We start from the raw sequence: 21,807 nt of genomic DNA, 5'->3' as shown, positions 1-21,807 counted from the left end.
TTTTATGAAATCAATACTTTTCCAATTTCCAGTTTGTGGAGCTCCGCGGTTGAATCTTTTTCCTTAACCACAGAGAACACGGAGAACACACAGAGTTCCACTGAGTTTTTATTATTTATTTCTTTACGGCTCTCTGTGCCTTCTTTGTGGTGCTTTGTGGTTGAATCTTTTTCTTTTACCACAGAGGTCACGGAGAACACACAGAGTTCCACTGAGTTTATGTTGTTTATTATATTTTTCTTTTCTATCATTTTCATTTATCAACCTGGTATATTCTCGAGTTGGTCGGATTCGGATAAATAACAATCTTCGCTTTTTCCGGATCCGGCAACGCATAATTTTTTATACAGCCGTCAGAAATGGTCATCACCTTGAATTCCGTTTCTCCAACCGGCAACGGATCCATTATCGGATACATTATCTCATTTTCAGTAACCCCATTCAGGTAGATGCTTTGCGTACCATCCACATTGGTATAAGTCAATTGTGCATCGTAAGGCGCTGTGCCTGAGAACACAAGCTTTATCATTACCGGGTCGCCAATACAGGCAGAGTCGCCTGTCATCTCCACAGTTGGTTCATGCCCTATTACTTCCAGTATGTGCATCTCTACATTGTTCGTACAACTTACTTCATCCCAGACTTCAATACGAACGTAATATACACCAGGATTGAGTCCAACTGCCTGTACGGTTCTGCCGGCATACTGCCCGTTCACAAAATAGAGGGCAGGATCCAACGCAGTGGCAGGATCAAGTACATCGGTAGGATCCGGAGAACTGTTGTAGATTCCCCAAACAAAATGCGACTCCTCTATCGACGGACGGCTAGCAACACTGAATTCCATGGTATCACACTGACTTACCACGATCTGTGCCACGGCATTTGCCACGGTCAGCATCACCGGTATCAGAACCAGTGCCAATCGGATAATATGGTAAATCAGTCGTTTCATATTATTATACTCCTTCGCTCTCCCCAGGGGAAGAAAAAGAGAATTAAATTTTAGTTTCTATCGTTCATTATCAATCGTTACTATTTGCTTCATTTGTTTTCAGTTATTTGCCAGACCAATCCATTGCAGGTTCCACTTTTTTCTTTGAAACAGGTTTCTCTCTCTTCTCCGGGTATTTTCCCTGCATCCATCGTTTCTCCTTTGTGGTTCTCTGTGGTTAAATCTTGTTTTTTTACCGCAAAGGACACGGAGTACACACAGAGAAATACAGAGCATATTTTTTCCCTGTTCCTTCGTACTTTCGTCTCTTTGTGTTTAATCTTCTCCCTGAATTTCCGGGCATACTTATCCCATTCCGGTGTGTGTACCGGTTGGCTTTCCGCAGCTTTTCGAATTCCCAGACCTGACTTCCGATAGCTATCAGGCCGGATATATATTTCTGTTCCGTCGCGGATGTGCAGGTCGGTTTCCCAACAGCCTTTTAAACCTTGAAGGTTTCCAAAACCTTTAAGGCCTGCGAACAACAAACTACCGAACGGCCCCACATCTTCCTCTATGCGGATGTGCAGTTCCGTATCGTCGCGGATGCGGACGATTGTACCATCGCGGGCATTACAGGCCGGGTCGCGCCCTTTTGCAGCCGGCGCTACCTTAAACCCATCTGTTGTTTTCATTCATTCTAATCGTTTTTAACCACAAAAGAATTTTTTAACCGCAGAGAACACGGAGATTGCGCAGAGAAACACAGAGCGTATTTTATCCCTGTCTCTTCTTGCCTTCGCGTCTTTGTGTCCATTCTTCTTTGCGTTAGAATAATCTTTTCGCATTCACGTAATGGAAGGATGAGTTACAAACTGTGTGCAATACAAATATATAAACCACTATTTTTCAGCCGCTTTCTGTCCATACCAGCGCCAATACATACATATGACACCGGGCAACAAAAATTTGCGTCCCTTTGCATGCGGAGTTAAAAACTCCACCACCCGACGGGGAATACCCGATGTGCGGACAAACCTTTTTTACAACGTTTGTTCGTTTGAATGTGGAGATACCCTCTCCACCATCCACCCGGGACGGACCATGTTTATTGAACGGCTTACGCATTCATGTTTTTGTATTTATATTACACATACCGGGTTTACCACCACGGTGTATTGTACATCTCAATTTTCCTTCTCTCGTTCCCAACCGGTTTTCATTTCTTCCGGCAGGAACAGCGCATTGAATAGTTGTTGCCAGTAACCCTGTGAAAATTTTCTTCTTCCCATTTCATGGGGCAGGCTGCCAACTGAAATTTCACTATTCACTTTTCATTGTTTGCTTTTTACAATTCACTTCTTCATCTTCCGCTACCTTCCGGCTTCTTCCAACTTCTCACCTCTCGTGTTCACACGCTCTCTTCTCTCACTTCTCTCACTTCTCTCACACTCTCACACTCTCAAAGTCTCACTGTCTCACAGTCTCATTCTCCCCTCTCGTGTTCCCACTCTCTCTCTTCTCCCGCCTCCCCAACGCATCGGGGCCGGATTCTCCTCCGTTTTCCGGCAATCTGCCCGCCAACGGAGAAGAACCCGGAGCCGGCGCGGAATGAAAAAGCAAAATCAATTCATACCTTAATTTTTAGGTATAAAAGGTGTAGGAGTCACAGCGTTGATATCAGGTCTTGGAGTAATAATATAGTCTGCGTCATCTGTAATTGTATTAACACAATTACCTGAACCACCATCATCCAAATCAGCCAAATCTCCATTTGAATAATCAGACGTAGCAGCATTGTACATTACTCCATCAACTCCTGTAGTATAAGTCTCAGCAGCAATCATTTCATTTGCATTGCTGTGATCTATATTTACTCTCAGAACAATACATTGACCACTTGCCCCAACAGAAGATACCCCCCAATGAGATGCCAAAACAGGAGTTGCATCAGTATTCCAAGTGGTAGTAGTTAAATGTGCTTCATCAGCATAAGCCCATTCTACTGTACCTACAGCACTTCCACCAGCAGATGTTGGAGCTACAAAAGTTGGATCCCATGAATGAACCCAGTTAGCTGCGGATACTATATAAAAAATATAGTTATCGCCATAGTCCATAACCAGGTTTGTCCCATCAAACGTTGCACTCTGAACAGGCGAAACACACTCTTTGGAAGCTGCAGGATTTTGTATTGTTCCATCATCTTCCAAAGCAGCAATCTCAAGAACAAAATTAAACACTGGTTCAATTTTGTAAGCCTCGATATTATTAGTACACCCTGCAGCATCTACAACAAAAGCAACTAATAATACGGTAGTACCAGGACTAAAATAGTTCCATTGTACTCCCAATACATCACCTGTATTTGTACCATCATCATATGTTGCAGTTCCTGCCACAGCAGTACCCGCATTGAGGACATACGTTCCGCCAACCGCTTCATGACTAGTAGTAAGTGCTGCTGAAGCAATAACATTGACGTCTGTTGTTACAAACCAATGTATTGTATTACCATTTACGATATCAATATCATACGTGTAACTTTCTCCTGGTAAAGGATGTAAAGCGTCAGCCGTGCCACAATTTAATACAGCTGGCACCGGACAGCTTGCTACTGCAGCGTCTAACTGCGCATCATCAACTTGTGCGAAAGCATTAATAGTTCCGGCCAAAAAAGCCACTATAAAAAACGTTACGATTAAGATTTGCTTTTTCATTTGTTTAAAATTTTAGGACTGCCTTTTACCGTAGAAGCAGGAATTTCAGGATGTGGACCTTTCTCCCGCGCCTGCCCTTTGTAATTTCTCCCAAAACAGGGAAATTCGCTTTGAAGCCGTGGAGCAGAAGTCTGGATCCTTTCTCTTTCTGTCAGACAGAAAGTCTTCCAGGTTTCCGTATTCTTTTCGATAATCAGCAGCATGTTGCTAAATAAATGTTTGTTTCAAATTGTTACTTTTAATTATTTCAAAAAACGCAATACCAAATGTTTAAAAGGGTTTTCGCTTTTCCCGGAGCGTCAACCGGGTAAAGGTCGCTGGTCGCTAAGACCCCGTGAAATATTCTCGGTTGTCTGATTTCACAGGATAAACTGCGACTGACTCCCGGACACCGGGCTTTTGGACTCTGTGTTTCTCTACGCCTTCTTTGCGGTTCTCTGTGTTTCATTTTTTTTATTTAAACACAGAGTTCACGAAGGACTCACATAGGGCCACAGAGTTTTCCATTTCGCGGTGCTCCCGAAAGTTTCTCTGTTGGCGGCCGGTCTGCGTAAGACGGCCTGGTTTGTCTCAGTTTATGTCACGGCAAACCTCCTTTCTTGTTTTGAAACCTTTCATCTGGTAATCCGGATAAGTTTCCAGACCCCCTGATTCGCTGAAGCGAATCTTGTCCCCCTTGTCAGGGAGGACAATGGAGCCCTGATGAAAGGCTTGCTGGTTAATCACTGGCAGGCTTCTTTTATGCGCTAAACGCTTAAAGCCTGCAAAACACGACGTGCCCCGAAGGCTGCTGAATAATGAGTAGATGGTGATGGCAGCAGCCCCGGGACGATCGCCGGAATTAAAGCCTCCCCGCGGCAAGTGGGGAGATTGCTTATAATATTTTGTTGCTTGTTGCTTGTTGCTCGTTGCTCGTTGCTCGTTGGATATTATTAATTTAACCACAGAGCACACAGAAAAATCGCAGAGAGCCACCGAGATTGTATTATTATCCCAGGTATTACTTCCGCTTTGATTATTGAGTATTAAATATTGAATATTGAATATTCGATATTTATTTGCTACCTCATCGAAATTTTTAGTTCTCCCTTCGTGATCCTTTGTGTTTTCTTTGTGGTTCTCCGTGGTTAACTCTTTTCTTTTTACCACAGAGTACACAGAGAAATCGCAGAGAACCACCGAGATTATGTTATTATCACAGGTACTCTTTCCGCTTCGATTATTGAGTATTGAATATTGAATATTCGATATTGGATATTTATTTGCTACCTCATCGAAATTTTTAATTCTCTCTTGGTGATCCTTTGTGCTTTCTTTGTGGTTCTTCGTGGTTGACTCTTTTCTTTTTACCACAGAGTACACAGAGAAGTCGCAGAGAGCCACAGAGGTTGTATTATCAACCCAGGTATTACTTCCGCTTTGATTATTGAGTATTGAATATTGGATATTGAATATTGGATATTCCTTTCTTACCTCATCGAAATTTTTAGTTCTTTCTTCGTGATCCTTTGTGCTTTCTTTGTGGTTCTCCGTGGTTGACTCTTTTCTTTTTACCACAGAGTACTCAGAGAAATCGCAGAGAGCCACAGAGATTGTATTGTCAGCCCAGGTACTCTTTCCACTTCGATTATTGAGTATTGAATATTGAATATTCGATATTGGATATTTATTTGCTACCTCATCGAAATTTTTAGTTCTCTCTTGGTGATCCTTGGTGCTTTCTTTGTGGTTCTCCGTGGTTGACTCTTCTCTTTTTACCACAGAGTACACAGAGAAGTCGCAGAGATCCGCAGAGGTTATATTTCTAACCCACATATTCTTTTTGTTTTGATTATTGGATATTGAATACGCTGCATTTTCATTCCTTGAAAAGGAGCCATACGGAAGTTTGGTTTCGGCACGACTTCCAACCATTTCCGATGTGAGGCTGGTGGTTAGCCATTCCAGGCCAACAGGAGTAGGCTCTATACCTATAAACAACGGATATTTACTTCCTTTATCTCTGGTCAATATGTCTTTATCCTGTTTTTTCATCTTCTCAATTTTGTTTTATTATTTGTGGCCTTGGTGTGATAACAATACTCTCAGTCTGTTCCTGTGAAACATTCCCGTTGCAGTCTTCCACCCAGAAAGTTATGGTATGCGTTATGTCACTAAATAAAACCCCGTCACCCCAGAGTTGTATATCACTTCCGTATGCCGATGGCTGTCCGGTTCCGCTAATTGAACCATGCGAAATCTCAACACCGGCATTTTGCGGATCAGGCGTATTGCTAAAATCAATTCGCCAGTTAATAATCATATCCACCGAATCACAGCAATTGTCCTCCAGTGACAATAAATCCAGCGAAGTATCACCAGCAGGTAAGGTCCTCAAATCGACAGGATATTTATCCAGATTCGGATCTACATGGTTTACAACCGGGTTTGGATTTGCCGGATTGTAAGTTGCCCAATGCAATGGATCCACACAGTTTTCGTAAGGTGCGGGGGTAAAAGTGGGTGGAATGGTATCAAGAACAGTTACAATATGAAAACAGGTATCTGCCCCTGAAACATTGGTTGCAGTCCAGGTAATAGTTGTCGTTCCCAGGTTAAAAGGAGTGTCGCCAATAAAATCGGGCAAAGGTGTAGCACCGGGAGTTGATCCGGAGCCGGTTGTCGCTCCTGTCATTTCCCAGGTCCAGTCAATGGGTGCTGCCCCTTGTAGTAAATCAGGAATACCGGGGTCGAAGGTATGGGTACATCCACCTGTTCCAACATAAACAGTGGTATCCGGCGGGCATTCGATAACCGGTTTCGACTCAACGGTAACAGTAAACGAACATGTAACCACATGTCCGTGGGCATCAGTGAATGTATATTCAATCGTTGTTACGCCAACATTGAATGTATTCGGACTTGGAACTATATTTATTCCACTCGGATCTGTATCTCCTGTTCCTGTTGTAGCCCCGGTCATAACCCAGGTCAATGTTGAGTCCGGACAGTTGTCATCAAAGGTTGGTGGAGGAACCACCACTCCAGATGCATAATCTTTTTCGAAATCAGCTGAAACCAAAATATCCGGAGGGCAGATAAGAGTGGGCAACAAATCATTTACAGTTATATTTTGCGTACAGTTATATACATTCCCGGATGCATCAACGATAGTCCAGTTAATAGTTGTTGTCCCGATTGGGTAAACCCCGTTCACATTCATTGAATCAATGGCGGAAGGCCAATTATTCGATACAGTATAAGCTTCACCACAAGGATTATTAATTACAGGTACCCCGGGAGAAACCGTTCCGTAACATTCGCCCGGATCGGCATCCTGAACCACATCCGGCGGGCAAACAACATTAAACTGAGGTGCATTCAAATTCTTTATCCATACTGTATGGGAACAGGTGTCGGTTAACCCGGCAGCATCAAATGCTACATAGGTGACTGTGGTAACCCCCACGTTAAAGGCTACGCCTGAAGCGTAATTAAATTTCTGGCTTGTCCCTGAACCGGTAGTGGCTCCCGCGAGAATGTAAATCAGGCTGTCAACACTACAGTTGTCCGTAAAGGTCGGGTCTCCTACTGCCGAGCTTACCAGGCTACAGCCGCCGTCTGTTATCTGGTCTTCCACATCGGGAGGACAGTTCACTACAGGTCGCTGGTCATCTATTACTTCAATGGTTTGTTCACATGTTGTTACATTTCCCGAGGCATCGGTGATAGTCCAGTTGATTATCGTGGTTCCTACAGGGTAGTAGCCGTTCACATTCATCGAATCGGTAGCAGAAGGCCAGTCGTTTGATACCATGTAAGCTTCGCCGCATGGGTTGTTAATCGCCGGAACCGGGATAGTCAGGTTGGCGCCGCAGATTCCTGCATCGGCAGAGACAGAGACATTCGACGGGCAGGTTGCCGAGAACCGGGGTGCATTCAAATTCTTTATCCATACCGTATGAGAACACGTGTCGGTTAACCCGGCAGCATCAAATGCTACATAGGTGACTGTGGTAACCCCCACGTTAAAGGCTACGCCTGAAGCGTAATTAAATTTCTGGCTTGTCCCTGAACCGGTGGTGGCTCCCGCGAAAATGTAAATCAGGCTGTCAACACTACAGTTGTCCGTAAAGGTCGGGTCTCCTACTGCCGAACTTACCAAACTACAGCCACCGTCTGTTATCTGGTCTACCACATCACCCGGACAGGTGATTGTCGGTTTTTGTGTGTCAGTCACTGTAACAGTTTGTTCGCAGGTAGCCGTATTTCCCGATGCATCGGTTGCTGTCCATGTAATCACAGTAGCTCCAACGGGATAAGTTCCGCTGGCATCGGTCGGATCAGAAGCATAAGGGGAATCATGCAATAGCGTTACCGGTTCCCCGCAAGGATCTTCCACCGGCGGCGGTGGGATACTCAAAACCGATCCACATATTCCTGCATCGGCATTTACAGAAATATCTTCCGGGCAATCCAACGTATATATGGGAGGATTGAGGTCTATAATCGTCACATCGAAGTAACAGGTATCTTTTAGTCCGGCTGCATCTGTTGCCACATACATAACCGTTGTAATTCCTACATTAAAACTTTCCCCTGTTACGGTACCGGCACCAGTTCCTGTGGTTGCACCGGTCATTTCCCAGGAAAGAGTTGGCACAGAACAATTATCACCCATTGTAGGGTCGGTAGGTGTTACCAGAATTTTATAACAATCATTAAGCGCCGCTGTTTCCTGCACGTCGGACGGACATGTAATGGTTGGCCGCTGGTCGTCAATAATGGAGTATGTAGCCGTTGTTTCGGCCGTATTCCCACACGCATCGGATACGATAAAGGTAATTGTAATTTGGTTGTTAGCCGGGTCGCCGCTCCATGTTTGGGTGGCGCTGTTGTTTGTCCAGGTAAGTGTGGCATCATCATCACACTCATCGGTTGCAATGGCGCCTCCATTGTTGGCAAGCCATGCCAGGTAACCGGGATCGTCGTTAGGATCGAGGGTCGAACAGTCAGAACTGCCATCGGAAGCATCCGTTGTAATCACAGGCGGGGTAACGTCGGTAACATGGATGTAAGCGGTATCCGTTCCTATATTGCCACAAATATCCACTGCACTGAAAACAACAGGCAGTACGGTACCGCAGGCATGGGTAATACCATTGTAATCATTGGTCACATCCAAGGGATTCCCAAAGTCATCTTCTGCTGTTGCTGTTGCCAGCCAGTCCTGTATTTGCTGTGCCGCCGCCGGATCGTTACATTGGATATAGAGATCACTCGTCGGAGAAAAAACGGAAGCTCCGGTTGTATCTGCTTCCAAAGTAAAATCAACTACATCCGTGTTACACATCAATCCATTAGGGTCATAATCTGTTACTCTTATTGAGTAATCACCCAGTGGTATCGGAGGCGATAAATTTAATGTATTCGTGTTTGAAAGAATATTTCCAGTTCCTCCAGGACCATCATACCATTCATATTCATAATAACTGGATGCAGGGCTTACATCGGCAACCAGTGACAATGGATCATCCACGCAGACGAGAGAAGTATCGATATTGAGTTCAATTTCTATGGGATCCAAAACCTGTACAGTAATAGTATCGCATATTGTACCGTCGGTCGATTGACCGCAAATATAGCCGACTACATCAGCACAAACCTGGTAATCTATGGTTGCAGGAACATTATCTTTGTCTTCCAGGGGTACATAAAAAATTGGATTATACGGATCAGATGTATCCAGGTATTGATCATACAACGGGTTAAGCGCTGACCAAACCGGAGTACTTTCAAAATCCCCGGTAGTATGTATTTGATGCGCACAGTCAACCCGTGTAGCAATATCATCGGATTCAATTATCCCTCTAACCGAACGAATAATGTAATCAATGGGGTCAGCTCCCTGCTTACAATGTGTAAAAAGATGATATTCACCGGAAGGAAGGCATATTATGTCTCCATCAGGCCCTTCCAGTGAAACATTTTCGCAATCTACGCGCCATTCTTTGGCATCCTGCCCCTTACTTGTTTCTATTTGTACACCTACGGCATTGTCATCAATAATTACATTAAATGAAACACAACGGTAAGGGTCATTCCCTCCTTCTTCCCACCAAACATCGTCTAAACAGCAACGAGAACCTTTATCCTTTCTTTCGTTGTATCTAGCCCACACACTGTCGGGATTAGCTCTTAAATCAACATCATATACCTTGACTTTATCGGTACATTCAGTACATGTACAAGCACTTAAATCAGACACAATGATAGTCTGCACAACATCTGTATATTTCAGGCATTCGTCATAAAAACGATAGGTTCGTTGGACACTGTCAGGACAATAACCGGCATTTCCAGTGCTGGAATCGAAAAAAGAAAATTCATCATACAACTCCATTGTAACACTGCCAGAGCATAAATCATAGGCATCGTTAGAAGCATCTGATGCTAAAAATTCAGCTAAATTTTCATAATATACAGGTATATCATCAGGACAACTAACATCAACAATTTGATTGGCAAAAACTACCTCCGGACCTTTGTTATCACTCACAAAAATTTCCTGTTTCTTGTCAGCTATTTTTTGGTTCCCACATAAATCTGTAGCTATCCAGGTTCTGAAAATGGTGTAATTATTGGCACAATTCGCGGATGGATTTCCTATACTGTCGGTAAAGGTTATAGTTGGGACAGAACAATTGTCGGTAGCTGTTGCCTGACCTGTATTGGAAGGATCCTGGCTGTCGCTGCATGCTATGGAAATGTTTGAAGGAACAGTGATAACCGGCTTTATATTGTCTCTTACAGTTATCACCTGATCTTTGCTGGTGCTGTTTCCGGCTGCATCAGTAACCGTCCATGTTCTTGTAAAGCTGTAGTTTCCGGTGCAGGAGCCCGGGACTTCAGCGCCATCGGAATAATTTATTGTTAGATTTACTGTTGACGTGCAGTTGTCTTTAGCATTTATTGGGTTACCGGTTTGGACTGGATCCCTGTTTTCATTACAGGTTGCATCAACATAAATTGTAATATCAGTGGGAACAGTGAAAGTCGGGCCTTCACTATCGATTACTTCCACAGTTTGTTCGCAGGTGGAGACATTGGAACCGTCGGAAGCCTCCCAGGTAATGGTTGTTATTCCTACCGGATAGTTAACGTTTAGCGCCAGTCCGTCGCTACGGGTTCCGGTTACGGTTGGGCTGGGGTTGCAATTATCAGTAGCCGTGGCATTTACCAAACCAACCACTGCAGCGGTGGCATAACAAAACCCAGAGGAATTGTTTACCGAAATATCTGCCGGACAGGTTATAACAGGCACTTCGCTGTCGGTTACGGTAACGGTAAATGAACATTCTGCCGGTCCGTTTCCGGCGGCGTCGGTATATTGATAGGTGACTGTGGTTACCCCCACCGGAAATGCCTGTCCGGAAGAAAATCCGGCCGATAATGTCCCGGGAAGTCCTGTGCCGTCGCAGTTATCATCGAAGGTGGGTGCGGTGTAATTGACAACGGCAGTACAGTTTCCGGGGTCAGAAGCTACGGAGATATTAGCCGGACAGGTTGCCACTGTGGGGGAAATATTGTCTTCCACGGTAACAATTGCGTTACAAGTACTAGTATTTCCATTTGAATCAGTAACAGTCAACTCTACCGGATTCGTACCAACATTTGAGCAATTAAATGATGTAATGTTTGTATCGAAGGTTAAAATTCCTCCGCAATTATCTGAAGAACCATCATTTACAGCATCTTCAGCAATTGTTGCATTTCCTGCGGCATCAAGTTGAACAGTAATATCCTGGCAAATTGCCACAGGACCCTCATCATCCACAACAAGCTCTCTAACTCTTGTATCACTTGATTCTATGCATGTTGGGTAACCTGCCGGTTGGTTTAAGGTGTTAAATGTGACAAACACCCTGTATGAAGCACTTTCATTTGCCGTCGCATTTGAAATGGTTAAAGCAGAAGTTGTTGCTCCTGAGTAGGCCCCTCCATCAGTGATTGTGGTCCATACTCCGACCGTTACTGACTTTTTCCACTCGTATCCAACTACATCTCCCTGAGTAAAAACTTCATAAGTAACGCTTCCTCCGTTGCATATATTGATTGAAGTCTGATTGGGTGTTAAATCAATAATTTCGTTCACATTCAAAGTAGCTGCATTTGATGTAATTGCCTGGCAGTTATCTGTTACAATCACTCGATATAAAGAACCATGAACATCTTCTCCTCCTACCCCAATATTTGTAACGGTTAACGTAGCTGAATTTCCACCAGCAACATTCCCAAAATCACCATCTGCGGGTCTTTTACGCTGCCATTGGTAGTTAACTGTTCCTACCGCGTTATCAACAGAAACAGAAAACTCAACCTGATTTTCTTTGCAGTCTGTTTGATCTAAAGGGTGAGATGTGATAATTAAAGCATCCGGCTGTGTTATATTTTCTGTTGTTAAGGTTTCACTGCAACCAGGATTGGCTGCATCGCGAATTTGTACGGAGTAACTGTTGGGTGACAACCCGGAAAAACTGCCGCTACTTTGCCATGTTCCTGAGTTCAGCCGGTATTCGTAGGTCCCATAACCTCCCGAAGGGGAAGAAACAATTATGGTTCCGTCGGTGGCTCCATTGCAGCTAATATTGGTGGAAGAAACAGTGGCATTTAAAACAGCCGGTTGGGTAATGTTTTCCGTCCCAAGTGTTACAGTGCAACCGGGATTGGCCGCATCGCGAATTTGTACGGAGTAACTGTTGGGTGACAACCCGGAAAAACTGCCGCTACTTTGCCATGTTCCTGAGTTCAGCCGGTATTCGTAGGTCCCATAACCTCCCGAAGGGGAAGAAACAGTTATGGTTCCGTCGTTAGCTCCATTGCAGCTAATATTGGTGGAAGAAACAGTGGCGTTTAAAACAGCCGGTTGGGTAATGTTTTCCGTCCCAAGTATTACAGTGCAACCGGGATTGGCCGCATCGCGAATTTGTACGGAGTAACTGTTGGGTGACAACCCCGAAAAACTGCCGCTGCTTTGCCATGTTCCTGAGTTCAGCCGGTATTCGTAGGTCCCATAACCTCCCGAAGGGGCCGAAACAGTTATGGTTCCGTCATTGGCTCCATTGCAGCTAATATTGGTGGAAGAAACAGTGGCGTTTAAAATAGCTGGCTGGGTAATGTTTTCCGTCCCAAGTGTTACAGTGCAACCGGGATTGGCCGCATCGCGAATCTGTACGGAGTAACTGTTGGGTGACAACCCCGAAAAACTGCCGCTACTTTGCCATGTTCCTGAGTTCAGCCGGTATTCGTAGGTCCCATAACCTCCCGAAGGGGACGAAACAGTTATGGTTCCGTCGTTGGCTCCATTGCAACTAATATCCGTTGAAGTGACATTTGCACTCAGAACTAATGGCTCAGATAATGTAAAATTAATTGTTTCTGTTCCTGAGTCGTCTGTAATATCTACCGAATAATCTCCGGCTGTTAAACCAGTCTGATCTTCATTTCCTTGAACGTACCCACTCCCACCATTACTGGCAGACCAGGTTATTGTTAGTGTTCCGGTAATATTACTAATCGTAAGATCAGCGGTACCATCATTCCCTCCATTACAAGTTACATCTGTTTTTGTATATGTAACTGTGGCTGCTACTCCCTGTCCTGATTTCAGTACTGGCTCTTCTCCCTCCACTGTAATCCGGTGCTGCGCCGTGGCAATATTTCCATGTGCATCGGCTACTTCATACGTGCGGGTCAGAACGTACGGGCAATTTTCTGCACTTGCCGTTTCAGAACGAAGGGAAAAGGTGCTTTCATCCAGGGCGCAGTTGTCAGCAGCATTTCCCCCGGCCGCTGTAAGCTGCTGCCAGGTTTGCCACGGGGCAGGAATTACATCACCACAATGAATGGTAAGATTACCTGGAAGAACCAGTACCGGAGGTTCCTTGTCCTCTACAGTCACAGTAAATGACTGTACGGCGCTTTCATTCCCCATAGCGTCGAACGCCCTGTAAAGTACGTGGGTGGAACCAACAGAAAAAACCTCGCCGGGATCTACGGTGGATTCTTTGATGATCTGATGGGAAGGAGTGCAGTTATCGGAGACAATGGGTTCGCTCCAGTAAACCACAGCAGTACATTCTCCCGGATTGGCAACAACGGTGATATCCGACGGCATACTTTCGATGCGTGGCACCTGGTTATCAGAGATGGTGATGGTAAAAAAGCAGGAGGTAGTACTGCCATCGGTTCCGGTAGCGGTATATGTTACAACAGTGACGCCTTCACTAAATGTATAGTCATCAATGAGATTAATGCCCTGCGGCGGAGAAGCATCATTGGTGGCGCCTGTCATTTCCCAGGTAAGCGTTATCACACTGTTTTCATCAAAACCGGGATTCAGGTTTCCGGCAATAAAACTGGTACAGGTATTTATATCTGTGTAGGTCGAGATATCTTCGGGACAATCCAGCACTGGTCCCTGTCCGGCTGCCGTAATGAGTAATTGCCGATTAAAATCATAGTCAATTTGCTGCCAAAGAAAGTCAGCCCCATCAGGCCGAACAAGTCGGGCAGGTAGGGTGGTTTCAATTGCACTGGCCAAAAAAGGTTCTTGAATCAGGATGCAGGAATCTGCAGGCGATTGGCAGTAATTTTTCGATTTAAATGGTTGATATTCTTTTTTTTCTGCAAAAAAGACAAGAGGAGGGGCATTGCTATGATGGACTCCTGTTTGTTTTTTAATATTGAAATATACCGGTAGTAAATTCAGTGGTGCAACGTAGCAATAATTATGATTAATAGAACTATCACCGGAAAAACCCAGACAGGCATCCCTCCATGCAGGGACTAAATTTTTACCGGGTCTTAAATCGCTGATATACTGAAAAGAAGTTAATCGTTTGTCTGAAAAATGAATGGTAAACTGCTTTTGAAAGTCCGCCGGATAGGCATAAGAGGTATCCATTGCTGCAGACTTTTCACCTAAAACAACAATTAGATAGAATACCACAAATATATATATCCTAACAGAAGATATATGACCCCTATTTTTTACCATCACCAATAAGTTCAATGCCCTATAAATAGTTTGCCGCAGGACATCTAGACTGCAATTTAAAGCTTATTTTATAAAATAAAATAATTCCCCGTCACTTTTTTTATTCAATACCTACCTGGTTTTGTTTTTATTAATTGTTAATAAATATTAAAGGTTCGTGAGTGCAAGTTAAAAAAAATTCCATTAACAAATGCATCCTCACCACAAAAACTTTCCATGTAACCCTATAACATTCAATTGATTCTAAAAAAAAGAAAGCATTTTCAACTCCATTTAACGGTCATTTACCCCACAGGAGATGTTTGGAATCGCTGACTTCAACTTGTCAGGATAGTCCCAAATACGGCTCAACGATCTTTAAAAGCGCCGTTTTCCTAATAGGTTTCGATATATAATCATTACACCCGCACTGAAAGCACCTTTCCCTTTCTTCCGTCATAGCGTAGGCCGTTTGGGCAACAACTGGCAACCCGGGATGGTTCTTCCTTATCACCGCGAGTGCATCCAGTCCGCTCATTACCGGCATCCTCAGATCCAGTAACACCAGATCGGGAACTTTTTCATGAATCAGCTGAAGTAATTCTTCTCCATTCTTTGCCTGCTTTATTTTCACCTTTAAAGGTGTTAGTACTTCTTCAAGGAAGTAAAATGAAACCATATCATCTTCAGCAATATATATCAATTTTCTCATAAAAAACATTCTTTAAAACAATATGACACAAATTAATCAAAAATCACATTGTACTGTCGTTTGTATTCCCTGAATCACTGACTCACATTACCTTATTCTCAGGTTCAAAAATGCTGGTCAAACATTCCTTTTTGCCGAACTCATAAAAAAATACCTTCCAGAGAATAACCTTTAATCAACAATATTCTGCCATGACAAATTTTACAGAGAAGCAGATTTTTCTTATTTTGTACCCCGCCCCGACAGTTCCGGGTGAAATAAAAAAATCCCACCTTACAATGGGCAGGTATATCGTTCTCTCCGGAGTTCAGGATAAAACGGATGGGGTTTTTGTTTTTAGAAAGATGTATCAAACTAAAATTAAATGCATTATAATATGACTTATATTCCAAAGGAATCGCGTTACGAGCAAATGACCTACAACCGTTGTGGAAAATGGGGACTCAAATTACCTGCAGTTTCACTGGGACTGTGGCACAATTTCGGGGGAATCGATATGTTTGAAAACGGACGGGCTATGCTGCACCGGGCTTTCGATTTGGGCATTACCCATTTCGACCTGGCCAATAACTACGGGCCGCCTCCCGGTTCAGCTGAAGAAAATTTCGGAAAAATCCTGAAACAGGACTTCAACGCTTACCGCGACGAACTGATTATCTCGTCCAAAGCCGGGTATCTGATGTGGCCAGGCCCTTATGGCGAATGGGGCAGCCGGAAATATGTGCTGGCCAGTCTCGACCAAAGCCTTAAACGGATGGGGCTCGACTACGTGGACATTTTCTATTCCCACCGCCCGGACCCGGATACACCGCTGGAGGAAACAATGATGGCGCTGGATCAGGCTGTACGTTCCGGAAAAGCATTGTACGCAGGTATCTCAAATTATCCGGCTGATATGACCCGGGAAGCATCAAAAATTCTTAAAGAACTCGGGACTCCCTGCCTCATACACCAGCCCCGGTATTCCATGTTTGAACGTTGGGTGGAAAACGGCCTGCTGGATGTACTGGAAGACGAAGGAATAGGCTGTATTCCTTTTTCACCGCTGGCACAGGGACTGCTGACCAATAAATACCTGGATGGAATACCTAAGGATTCACGGGCCACCCGCGAGGTGTTTTTGAAAAAAAAGGATGTGGATTCAGCATACTCCAAAATTATAAAACTGAATGATATTGCCGTAGAACGTGGCCAATCCTTGGCACAAATGGCGCTGGCCTGGATTCTCAAAGACAAACGAATCACCTCTGTCTTAATCGGTGCCAGTTCGGTACAACAAATCGATGACAACGTGGAGATGCTCAAAAAGCAGGTATTCAGTAGTGAAGAATTGCAGCAAATAGAGACAATTTTGAAAGGATAAGGAAATATCCAATACTGAATACCCAAAGGCGGGATTTGTTCTTTTGTCGAGTATTGGGAATTATTAATTTTCACCACAGAGGGCACTGAGAAACCGCAGAGAACCACAGAGGGTGTATTGGCAACCCAGAAAAAATGGAAAATATTCATCTCCGTCAACAATTCTTAGTTTGTTCTCCCAACGCGGGATGACAAGGGTTTTACAAAAACTTATTTCACGAGTTTAACTCCACCTAAGTAGAGATTAATCAGAACTTTATTCGGATTTAAAAAATATTCATTTATTTTATGCCGGAATAAACTATAGAAAATGGCAATTAGAAAACAAAAATCATTATCGAAAAAAGATAATGGCGCGAACGGACAATCTGCCAAGATTGAGGTGATGGACTGCCAAAATAATGGAGAGAAATGCAAAGAGCATCTTGCTGTCATTAACGAAAATTATCTCGAATCTTATCAATACCTGGAAGGAAAAAATTTCCGGGAATCCATTGCATCCCTAAAGAATGCATTTGAAAAAACCCATGAACTACAGGATACTACCTGTCTGAAATGTGCACAACTTTTCCGGGATACCATTACGGAATCGCTGGAGGATATCCGGGATGAACTGCAAAAAATGTCGACCGGTATATTTAAAACCAAGCGCTACCAATCGAGTTACGATGAAGCATGCGATGTGTTGGAAGAATTAAAAAAAGGAAAGTAAGAAGTAAGAAGTCAGAAATAATTCAGCCGGTATAAACCCTGCGCCAGCCAAACGAATTTTTTGCGCAACTCCATTTTAATACTCCCTGCAAACACCTGAGTATTTTCAGTGTCGAAGATCTGTTTCGCTTGTTGTTCTTAACCTGATGACACCTTCAGCTACTTCCACATTAGATAAACAGAGGTTGCTTTTAACATACATATTCGCCATAATTCTGCTTCACAAAGAGCCATATCTTCTAATTTCTCTTACAAAAAAACAATTCAAATTCGGCACAATGTGATTCTTTAAAAAAGTACATTCAGAAAAAGCATTCTTAAATGGTGTTAAAACTTCCGTTAAAATAAATTAACCCGGATGTCCCCAAAATAATTCCTGCTACATTTGAATGTCACTCGGCAAATTGAATCCTTTATCTTTTTTGTGATTCAGTAACGCATTAAAACAAATACGAATGATATCGAAAAAAACCATACTACAAAAAAACGTCTTGCTTATTCTTCTTTTACTTTTCAGCACTTCACTGTTTGCCCAAACTGACAACCACGCGCATCAAAAGGAGCAAGAACCTGTCCGGATAAAGAAACACGACCTCTTTGAGCATATCATGGAATGGGAACCGGGCTTGTTTGGTGATTTCTTTTTTTTCAAGACTCCCCGGCTTTTTCTGAAAAATGAACTCAGAAATACTATTCAGGTTAGCAACGAAAACCATTTTAAAACATTTTCATTCTCGCAAAATAAATTTGAATCAAACCTGCAAGGATTAGGCTCGATAGAACATTTTTACAATCAGGTCAGATGGGATGCCGACAATAAAATCATGTTTGACCTACGTGCCGGACTGGCCATTCAAAACACAATCATGAACCCGGACATCCCTAATTACCAGGCCAGCCTGTTTGCTTCCATAGAATATTCCTTCAATGACCGGATGAGTTCCTATTTGTATGGACAATATCTGACAAATCCTGTTAATAAACCAGACAATTATTTCGATCCATTTATGCATAACAATTCCCTGTTTCTTCAAAATGAAATTGGAAGCGGGTTAAAAGCAAACTTCAAAAAAGCACATCTCGACTTTCAGATTTATTCCATATACGGTACGGAACCAGGCAACACTAATCCCGTAGGTTCAAGAATTCGTATCGGGTTTTAAAGTCCTTTAACTCCATTAAAACTTGTTAAATTCCAGTTAAAAACTGTTATGTTTCTGCTGAGATAAATCTTTTCCATATTTTTGGATTCTATTTAAAGAAAAGATGAGGATTATTACTTTCACCAGCCTGATGTTATTAACGTTTGCGTGGCTAAGTAACCAGGCGCAAACCGATCCTCTTTTGGTCGACCCCATCCTTGTGAGGCTGAAAGGGAGGGTTGTGAATGCCGCTGACAGCACGGCCATTCCCTATGCCAACATCGTCAACCACCGTACCCACAGCGGCACCATTACCAATAACGACGGTTATTTCACACTCGATGTACTGAATATCGACAGTCTGCTTGTCACCTCAGTAGGTTATCAAAAAAAAGTAATTTATGTGCCACATAGCTACATGGGGCAAGAAGTGGTTACATTCTTCATGAACCCCGTTAGCTATGCCGTGGGCGAAGTGGAGGTTAAAGGAGATAAACCGAAAGTAGCTGAAGGGCTGGGGACCGGCAAGCCGGTGGATATTCCAATCGAGTTGCGCGGAGATGCATTCAACGAAAAACCACCAATTCTGGCAGCATTATTCAATCCGATATCTTTCTGGCAGTATCACCTCAGCCAACGCGAACGGGAAAAACGTGATGTACGTAAAGCCATGTCCCTGCAACGCAACTGGGAAATGCATTCGCAAAATTACAACAAAGAGATGGTAATGAAACTCACCGGTATAGGGGAAGCCGAAGCCGACTCATTCATGATCTGGTTTAACGCCCAGGATGTACTGCCTTACACTTCCAGTGAATATGAAGTACGGGCCTCCATCAAATACTATTTTGAAATTTACAAACAAGAGAAAAACGAATAACCAAATCCTCCCCCCAAGTGTTACTCTCTAAATCACCTCAAAATGGGAAGCGGTAATGAAAGGAAATAAAGTACGCATTCGTTCAGTTTTAATGCCCGGGCCGCATTTTAAATGAACAATTTTTTGAAAATGAGTATTACATTTGTAACCCAATGGAAAAACAGGCGACCAATTTTATTTGCAAGACAAAATGAAAAACGAAAAAAAACAGAATTTACTCGATCAACGATATTTGAAAATGGCCATGATTTGGGCACAGAATTCCTATTGCAAACGCAGGCAGGTAGGGGCATTACTGGTAAAAGAGAAAATGATTATTTCTGACGGTTACAACGGAACCCCATCGGGTTTTGAGAACAACTGCGAAGAAGAAAATAACCGGACCAAACCTTACGTTTTACATGCTGAGGCCAATGCCATTACCAAGGTCGCCAAATCGGGCAATAGCAGTGAGGGTGCTACACTTTATGTTACCTCATCGCCCTGCCTCGAATGTGCAAAACTGATCATTCAGGCCGGAATCAAGCGGGTTGTTTTTACTGAGAGTTACCGCCTCGACGACGGAATTAACCTGCTGAGAAGAGCAAAAGTAGAAGTAACACAGGTAGAACTGGATAATTTAGAGGACGATTAAATGAATAAAAAAACAACCATCATTTTACCCCTGGTGGTAGCCCTTTCGGTAGCTGCCGGAATCATCATCGGAAATTTACTGAAACAAAACAGTCAGCCGGCTTTAAATTCTTTATCGTATAGCAGGCCCAACAAACTGACCACCATTTTTCAGTTGATTGAAAACGGGTACGTCGACAGTGTGAACTCCAGTGATATTATCGAGAAGACCATTCCGGAGATACTGGAAAATCTCGATCCGCACACCGCTTACATTCCCGCCAGAAATATGAAAGAGGTGCAGGAAGAGATGCGTGGCAACTTCTCCGGAATAGGAGTTCAGTTTTCGATACAGGAGGATACAGTGCGCGTGATTGAAGTCATTCCCGGGGGTCCATCCAGCCAGGTTGGCATTTTGCCCGGCGACCGTATTGTTACCGTCAATGATTCCGTTATTGCCGGAACAGGTGTGCAAAATACCACGGTACTGAATTTACTCCGCGGCGAAAAAAACACGAAGGTTACAGTGGGTATAATCCGGAAAGGATACAACAATAGCCTGGAATTTGAGATCATCCGCGATAATATTCCGCTCTTCAGTGTTGATGTTTCGTATATGATTGATGATGAAACCGGATTCATTAAAGTATCGCGCTTTTCAGAAACCACCTACGATGAATTTATGCAGGGAATGCAAAAGCTTCAGCATGCAGGTGCAGAGAAAACCATTGTTGATTTGCGCCAGAACCCGGGTGGATCACTTTCCAGTGTGTTGCAAATTGTGGATGAGTTCCTTGAAAAAGGGGAACCCATTTTATATACCGAAGGGCTCAACCAGCCTAAAAAAACATACAATGCTTCGGGAAAAAACCGATGGAAAGATATGGAGGTGTATGTACTCATCGATGAATTTTCAGCCTCAGCCAGTGAAATTTTTGCCGGCGCCATTCAGGATAACGACCGTGGACTGGTAATTGGCCGCCGATCGTTCGGAAAAGGATTGGTACAGGAACAAATCCCCTTGATGGACGGGTCGGCCCTGCGACTCACTGTTGCCCGTTTTTACACACCCAGTGGCCGCTGCATCCAAAAATCATACGAAGATGGCAATGAAGAGTATTATCACGACCTTTATGCCCGCTTCAGTCATCAGGAGCAATTATTTGCCGACAGCATTCAATTTAACGATTCGCTGAAATATTACACCATGGCCGGCCGGACAGTATATGGAGGAGGCGGGATTATGCCCGATATTTTTGTTCCGATGGACACCTCCGGAAATTCGGCCTATTTCGACCTTATCTACCGCAAAGGATTGATTTATACATTTGCTTACACTTACGCCGACCAACATCGCGAAAACCTTTCAGCACTTGAAACGGCAGAAGAATTCGATTCATTTCTGACAGGGCAAAATGTATTAAACGAATTCGTGACCTATGCGCAGGAAAAAGGGGTTGCAAAAGATTCCAAAGGATTAAAACAATCGGGCGAATTAATCAGCACTCAACTGAAAGCATATATCACACGGAATATTATGGGGGAAGAAGGTTTTTATCCTATCATCCGGCAAATTGATAATACATTGCTTAAGGCCATTGAAATTTCGAAAAAGGATTTACTGGTGGAGAACGTATCCCATGACAGCATTGTCTCAAAAATAGACCACCTCAGGAACTGAACCTTTACGGCTGGTTTTTCCTGATTCCGGTTGCTA

At 43.5% G+C, this 21,807-nt stretch carries 15 protein-coding genes; 6 read left to right on the top strand and 9 right to left on the bottom strand.

Features of this window, described 5'->3' with window-relative positions; translation table 11 throughout:
- Positions 1-2 precede the first annotated feature (2 nt).
- The 9 genes from D1164_RS08175 to D1164_RS08140 all read right to left on the bottom strand — a co-directional run bounded on the left by D1164_RS08175 (position 3) and on the right by D1164_RS08140 (position 15,383).
- Positions 3-251 (bottom strand): hypothetical protein, encoded by a 249-nt coding sequence (locus D1164_RS08175; RefSeq protein ID WP_147372097.1) that lies wholly within the window; start codon positions 249-251, stop codon positions 3-5.
- 2 nt (positions 252-253) lie between these two features.
- On the bottom strand, positions 254-955 hold the full coding sequence (locus tag D1164_RS08170) for a hypothetical protein (protein ID WP_119349475.1): 702 nt from the start codon (positions 953-955) through the stop codon (positions 254-256).
- Between the two features lie 89 nt (positions 956-1,044).
- Positions 1,045-1,629, bottom strand: coding sequence for a hypothetical protein (locus D1164_RS08165; protein ID WP_119349474.1), 585 nt, complete (start codon positions 1,627-1,629; stop codon positions 1,045-1,047).
- 214 nt (positions 1,630-1,843) lie between these two features.
- Positions 1,844-2,062, bottom strand: a complete 219-nt coding sequence (locus D1164_RS23635; protein WP_147372095.1) for a hypothetical protein — start codon at positions 2,060-2,062, stop codon at positions 1,844-1,846.
- A 59-nt stretch (positions 2,063-2,121) separates the two neighbouring features.
- Entirely contained in the window at positions 2,122-2,265 is a 144-nt protein-coding gene (locus D1164_RS23755; RefSeq protein WP_172594389.1) for a hypothetical protein, read from the bottom strand.
- 306 nt (positions 2,266-2,571) lie between these two features.
- Positions 2,572-3,654: a hypothetical protein gene (locus D1164_RS08160; RefSeq protein WP_119349473.1), complete on the bottom strand. Its 1,083-nt coding sequence runs from the start codon at positions 3,652-3,654 to the stop codon at positions 2,572-2,574.
- Positions 3,655-4,224: 570 nt separating this feature from the next.
- Positions 4,225-5,688: a hypothetical protein gene (locus D1164_RS08150; RefSeq protein WP_119349471.1), complete on the bottom strand. Its 1,464-nt coding sequence runs from the start codon at positions 5,686-5,688 to the stop codon at positions 4,225-4,227.
- A 4-nt stretch (positions 5,689-5,692) separates the two neighbouring features.
- The gene (locus D1164_RS08145) at positions 5,693-14,599 is read right to left on the bottom strand and encodes an HYR domain-containing protein (RefSeq protein WP_172594388.1); all 8,907 of its coding nucleotides are present in this window, start codon (positions 14,597-14,599) and stop codon (positions 5,693-5,695) included.
- A gap of 418 nt (positions 14,600-15,017) precedes the next feature.
- On the bottom strand, positions 15,018-15,383 hold the full coding sequence (locus D1164_RS08140) for a response regulator (RefSeq protein WP_172594387.1): 366 nt from the start codon (positions 15,381-15,383) through the stop codon (positions 15,018-15,020).
- A 376-nt stretch (positions 15,384-15,759) separates the two neighbouring features.
- On the opposite strand from D1164_RS08140, the gene mgrA reads away from it, so the two are divergent.
- The 6 genes from mgrA (at position 15,760) to D1164_RS08105 (ending at position 21,771) form a co-directional block, all read left to right on the top strand.
- A complete protein-coding gene (gene mgrA / locus D1164_RS08130; protein WP_119349467.1) occupies positions 15,760-16,746 on the top strand; it encodes an L-glyceraldehyde 3-phosphate reductase in 987 nt (328 codons plus the stop codon).
- Positions 16,747-17,055: 309 nt separating this feature from the next.
- Complete coding sequence (locus D1164_RS08125) at positions 17,056-17,457, top strand: hypothetical protein (RefSeq protein ID WP_119349466.1); 402 nt, start codon at positions 17,056-17,058, stop codon at positions 17,455-17,457.
- A 454-nt stretch (positions 17,458-17,911) separates the two neighbouring features.
- Complete coding sequence (locus tag D1164_RS08120; protein WP_119349465.1) at positions 17,912-18,619, top strand: hypothetical protein; 708 nt, start codon at positions 17,912-17,914, stop codon at positions 18,617-18,619.
- A 103-nt stretch (positions 18,620-18,722) separates the two neighbouring features.
- Complete coding sequence (locus tag D1164_RS08115) at positions 18,723-19,478, top strand: carboxypeptidase-like regulatory domain-containing protein (RefSeq protein ID WP_119349464.1); 756 nt, start codon at positions 18,723-18,725, stop codon at positions 19,476-19,478.
- Positions 19,479-19,668: 190 nt separating this feature from the next.
- A complete protein-coding gene (locus D1164_RS08110) occupies positions 19,669-20,112 on the top strand; it encodes a deoxycytidylate deaminase (RefSeq protein ID WP_119349463.1) in 444 nt (147 codons plus the stop codon).
- Positions 20,113-21,771 carry a S41 family peptidase gene (locus D1164_RS08105; protein WP_119349462.1) on the top strand — a complete coding sequence of 553 codons (1,659 nt, stop codon included), beginning with the start codon at positions 20,113-20,115 and terminating at the stop codon, positions 21,769-21,771.
- Positions 21,772-21,807 lie beyond the last annotated feature (36 nt).

It is taken from the genome of Mariniphaga sediminis, from assembly GCF_003573545.1.
GTDB classification, from domain to species: domain Bacteria; phylum Bacteroidota; class Bacteroidia; order Bacteroidales; family Prolixibacteraceae; genus Mariniphaga; species Mariniphaga sediminis.
Note: the sequence above shows the minus strand (reverse complement) of the source record. Positions and strands in the feature narration are given on the sequence as shown.

Coding starts and splice junctions, on each gene's coding strand:
- D1164_RS08175 (WP_147372097.1), bottom strand. CDS start 251: ATGATAGAAAAGAAAAATATAATAAACAACATAAACTCAGTGGAACTC.
- D1164_RS08170 (WP_119349475.1), bottom strand. CDS start 955: ATGAAACGACTGATTTACCATATTATCCGATTGGCACTGGTTCTGATA.
- D1164_RS08165 (WP_119349474.1), bottom strand. CDS start 1,629: ATGAAAACAACAGATGGGTTTAAGGTAGCGCCGGCTGCAAAAGGGCGC.
- D1164_RS23635 (WP_147372095.1), bottom strand. CDS start 2,062: ATGCGTAAGCCGTTCAATAAACATGGTCCGTCCCGGGTGGATGGTGGA.
- D1164_RS08160 (WP_119349473.1), bottom strand. CDS start 3,654: ATGAAAAAGCAAATCTTAATCGTAACGTTTTTTATAGTGGCTTTTTTG.
- D1164_RS08150 (WP_119349471.1), bottom strand. CDS start 5,688: ATGAAAAAACAGGATAAAGACATATTGACCAGAGATAAAGGAAGTAAA.
- D1164_RS08145 (WP_172594388.1), bottom strand. CDS start 14,599: ATGGATACCTCTTATGCCTATCCGGCGGACTTTCAAAAGCAGTTTACC.
- D1164_RS08140 (WP_172594387.1), bottom strand. CDS start 15,383: ATGAGAAAATTGATATATATTGCTGAAGATGATATGGTTTCATTTTAC.
- mgrA (WP_119349467.1), top strand. CDS start 15,760: ATGACTTATATTCCAAAGGAATCGCGTTACGAGCAAATGACCTACAAC.
- D1164_RS08125 (WP_119349466.1), top strand. CDS start 17,056: ATGGCAATTAGAAAACAAAAATCATTATCGAAAAAAGATAATGGCGCG.
- D1164_RS08120 (WP_119349465.1), top strand. CDS start 17,912: ATGATATCGAAAAAAACCATACTACAAAAAAACGTCTTGCTTATTCTT.
- D1164_RS08115 (WP_119349464.1), top strand. CDS start 18,723: ATGAGGATTATTACTTTCACCAGCCTGATGTTATTAACGTTTGCGTGG.
- D1164_RS08110 (WP_119349463.1), top strand. CDS start 19,669: ATGAAAAACGAAAAAAAACAGAATTTACTCGATCAACGATATTTGAAA.
- D1164_RS08105 (WP_119349462.1), top strand. CDS start 20,113: ATGAATAAAAAAACAACCATCATTTTACCCCTGGTGGTAGCCCTTTCG.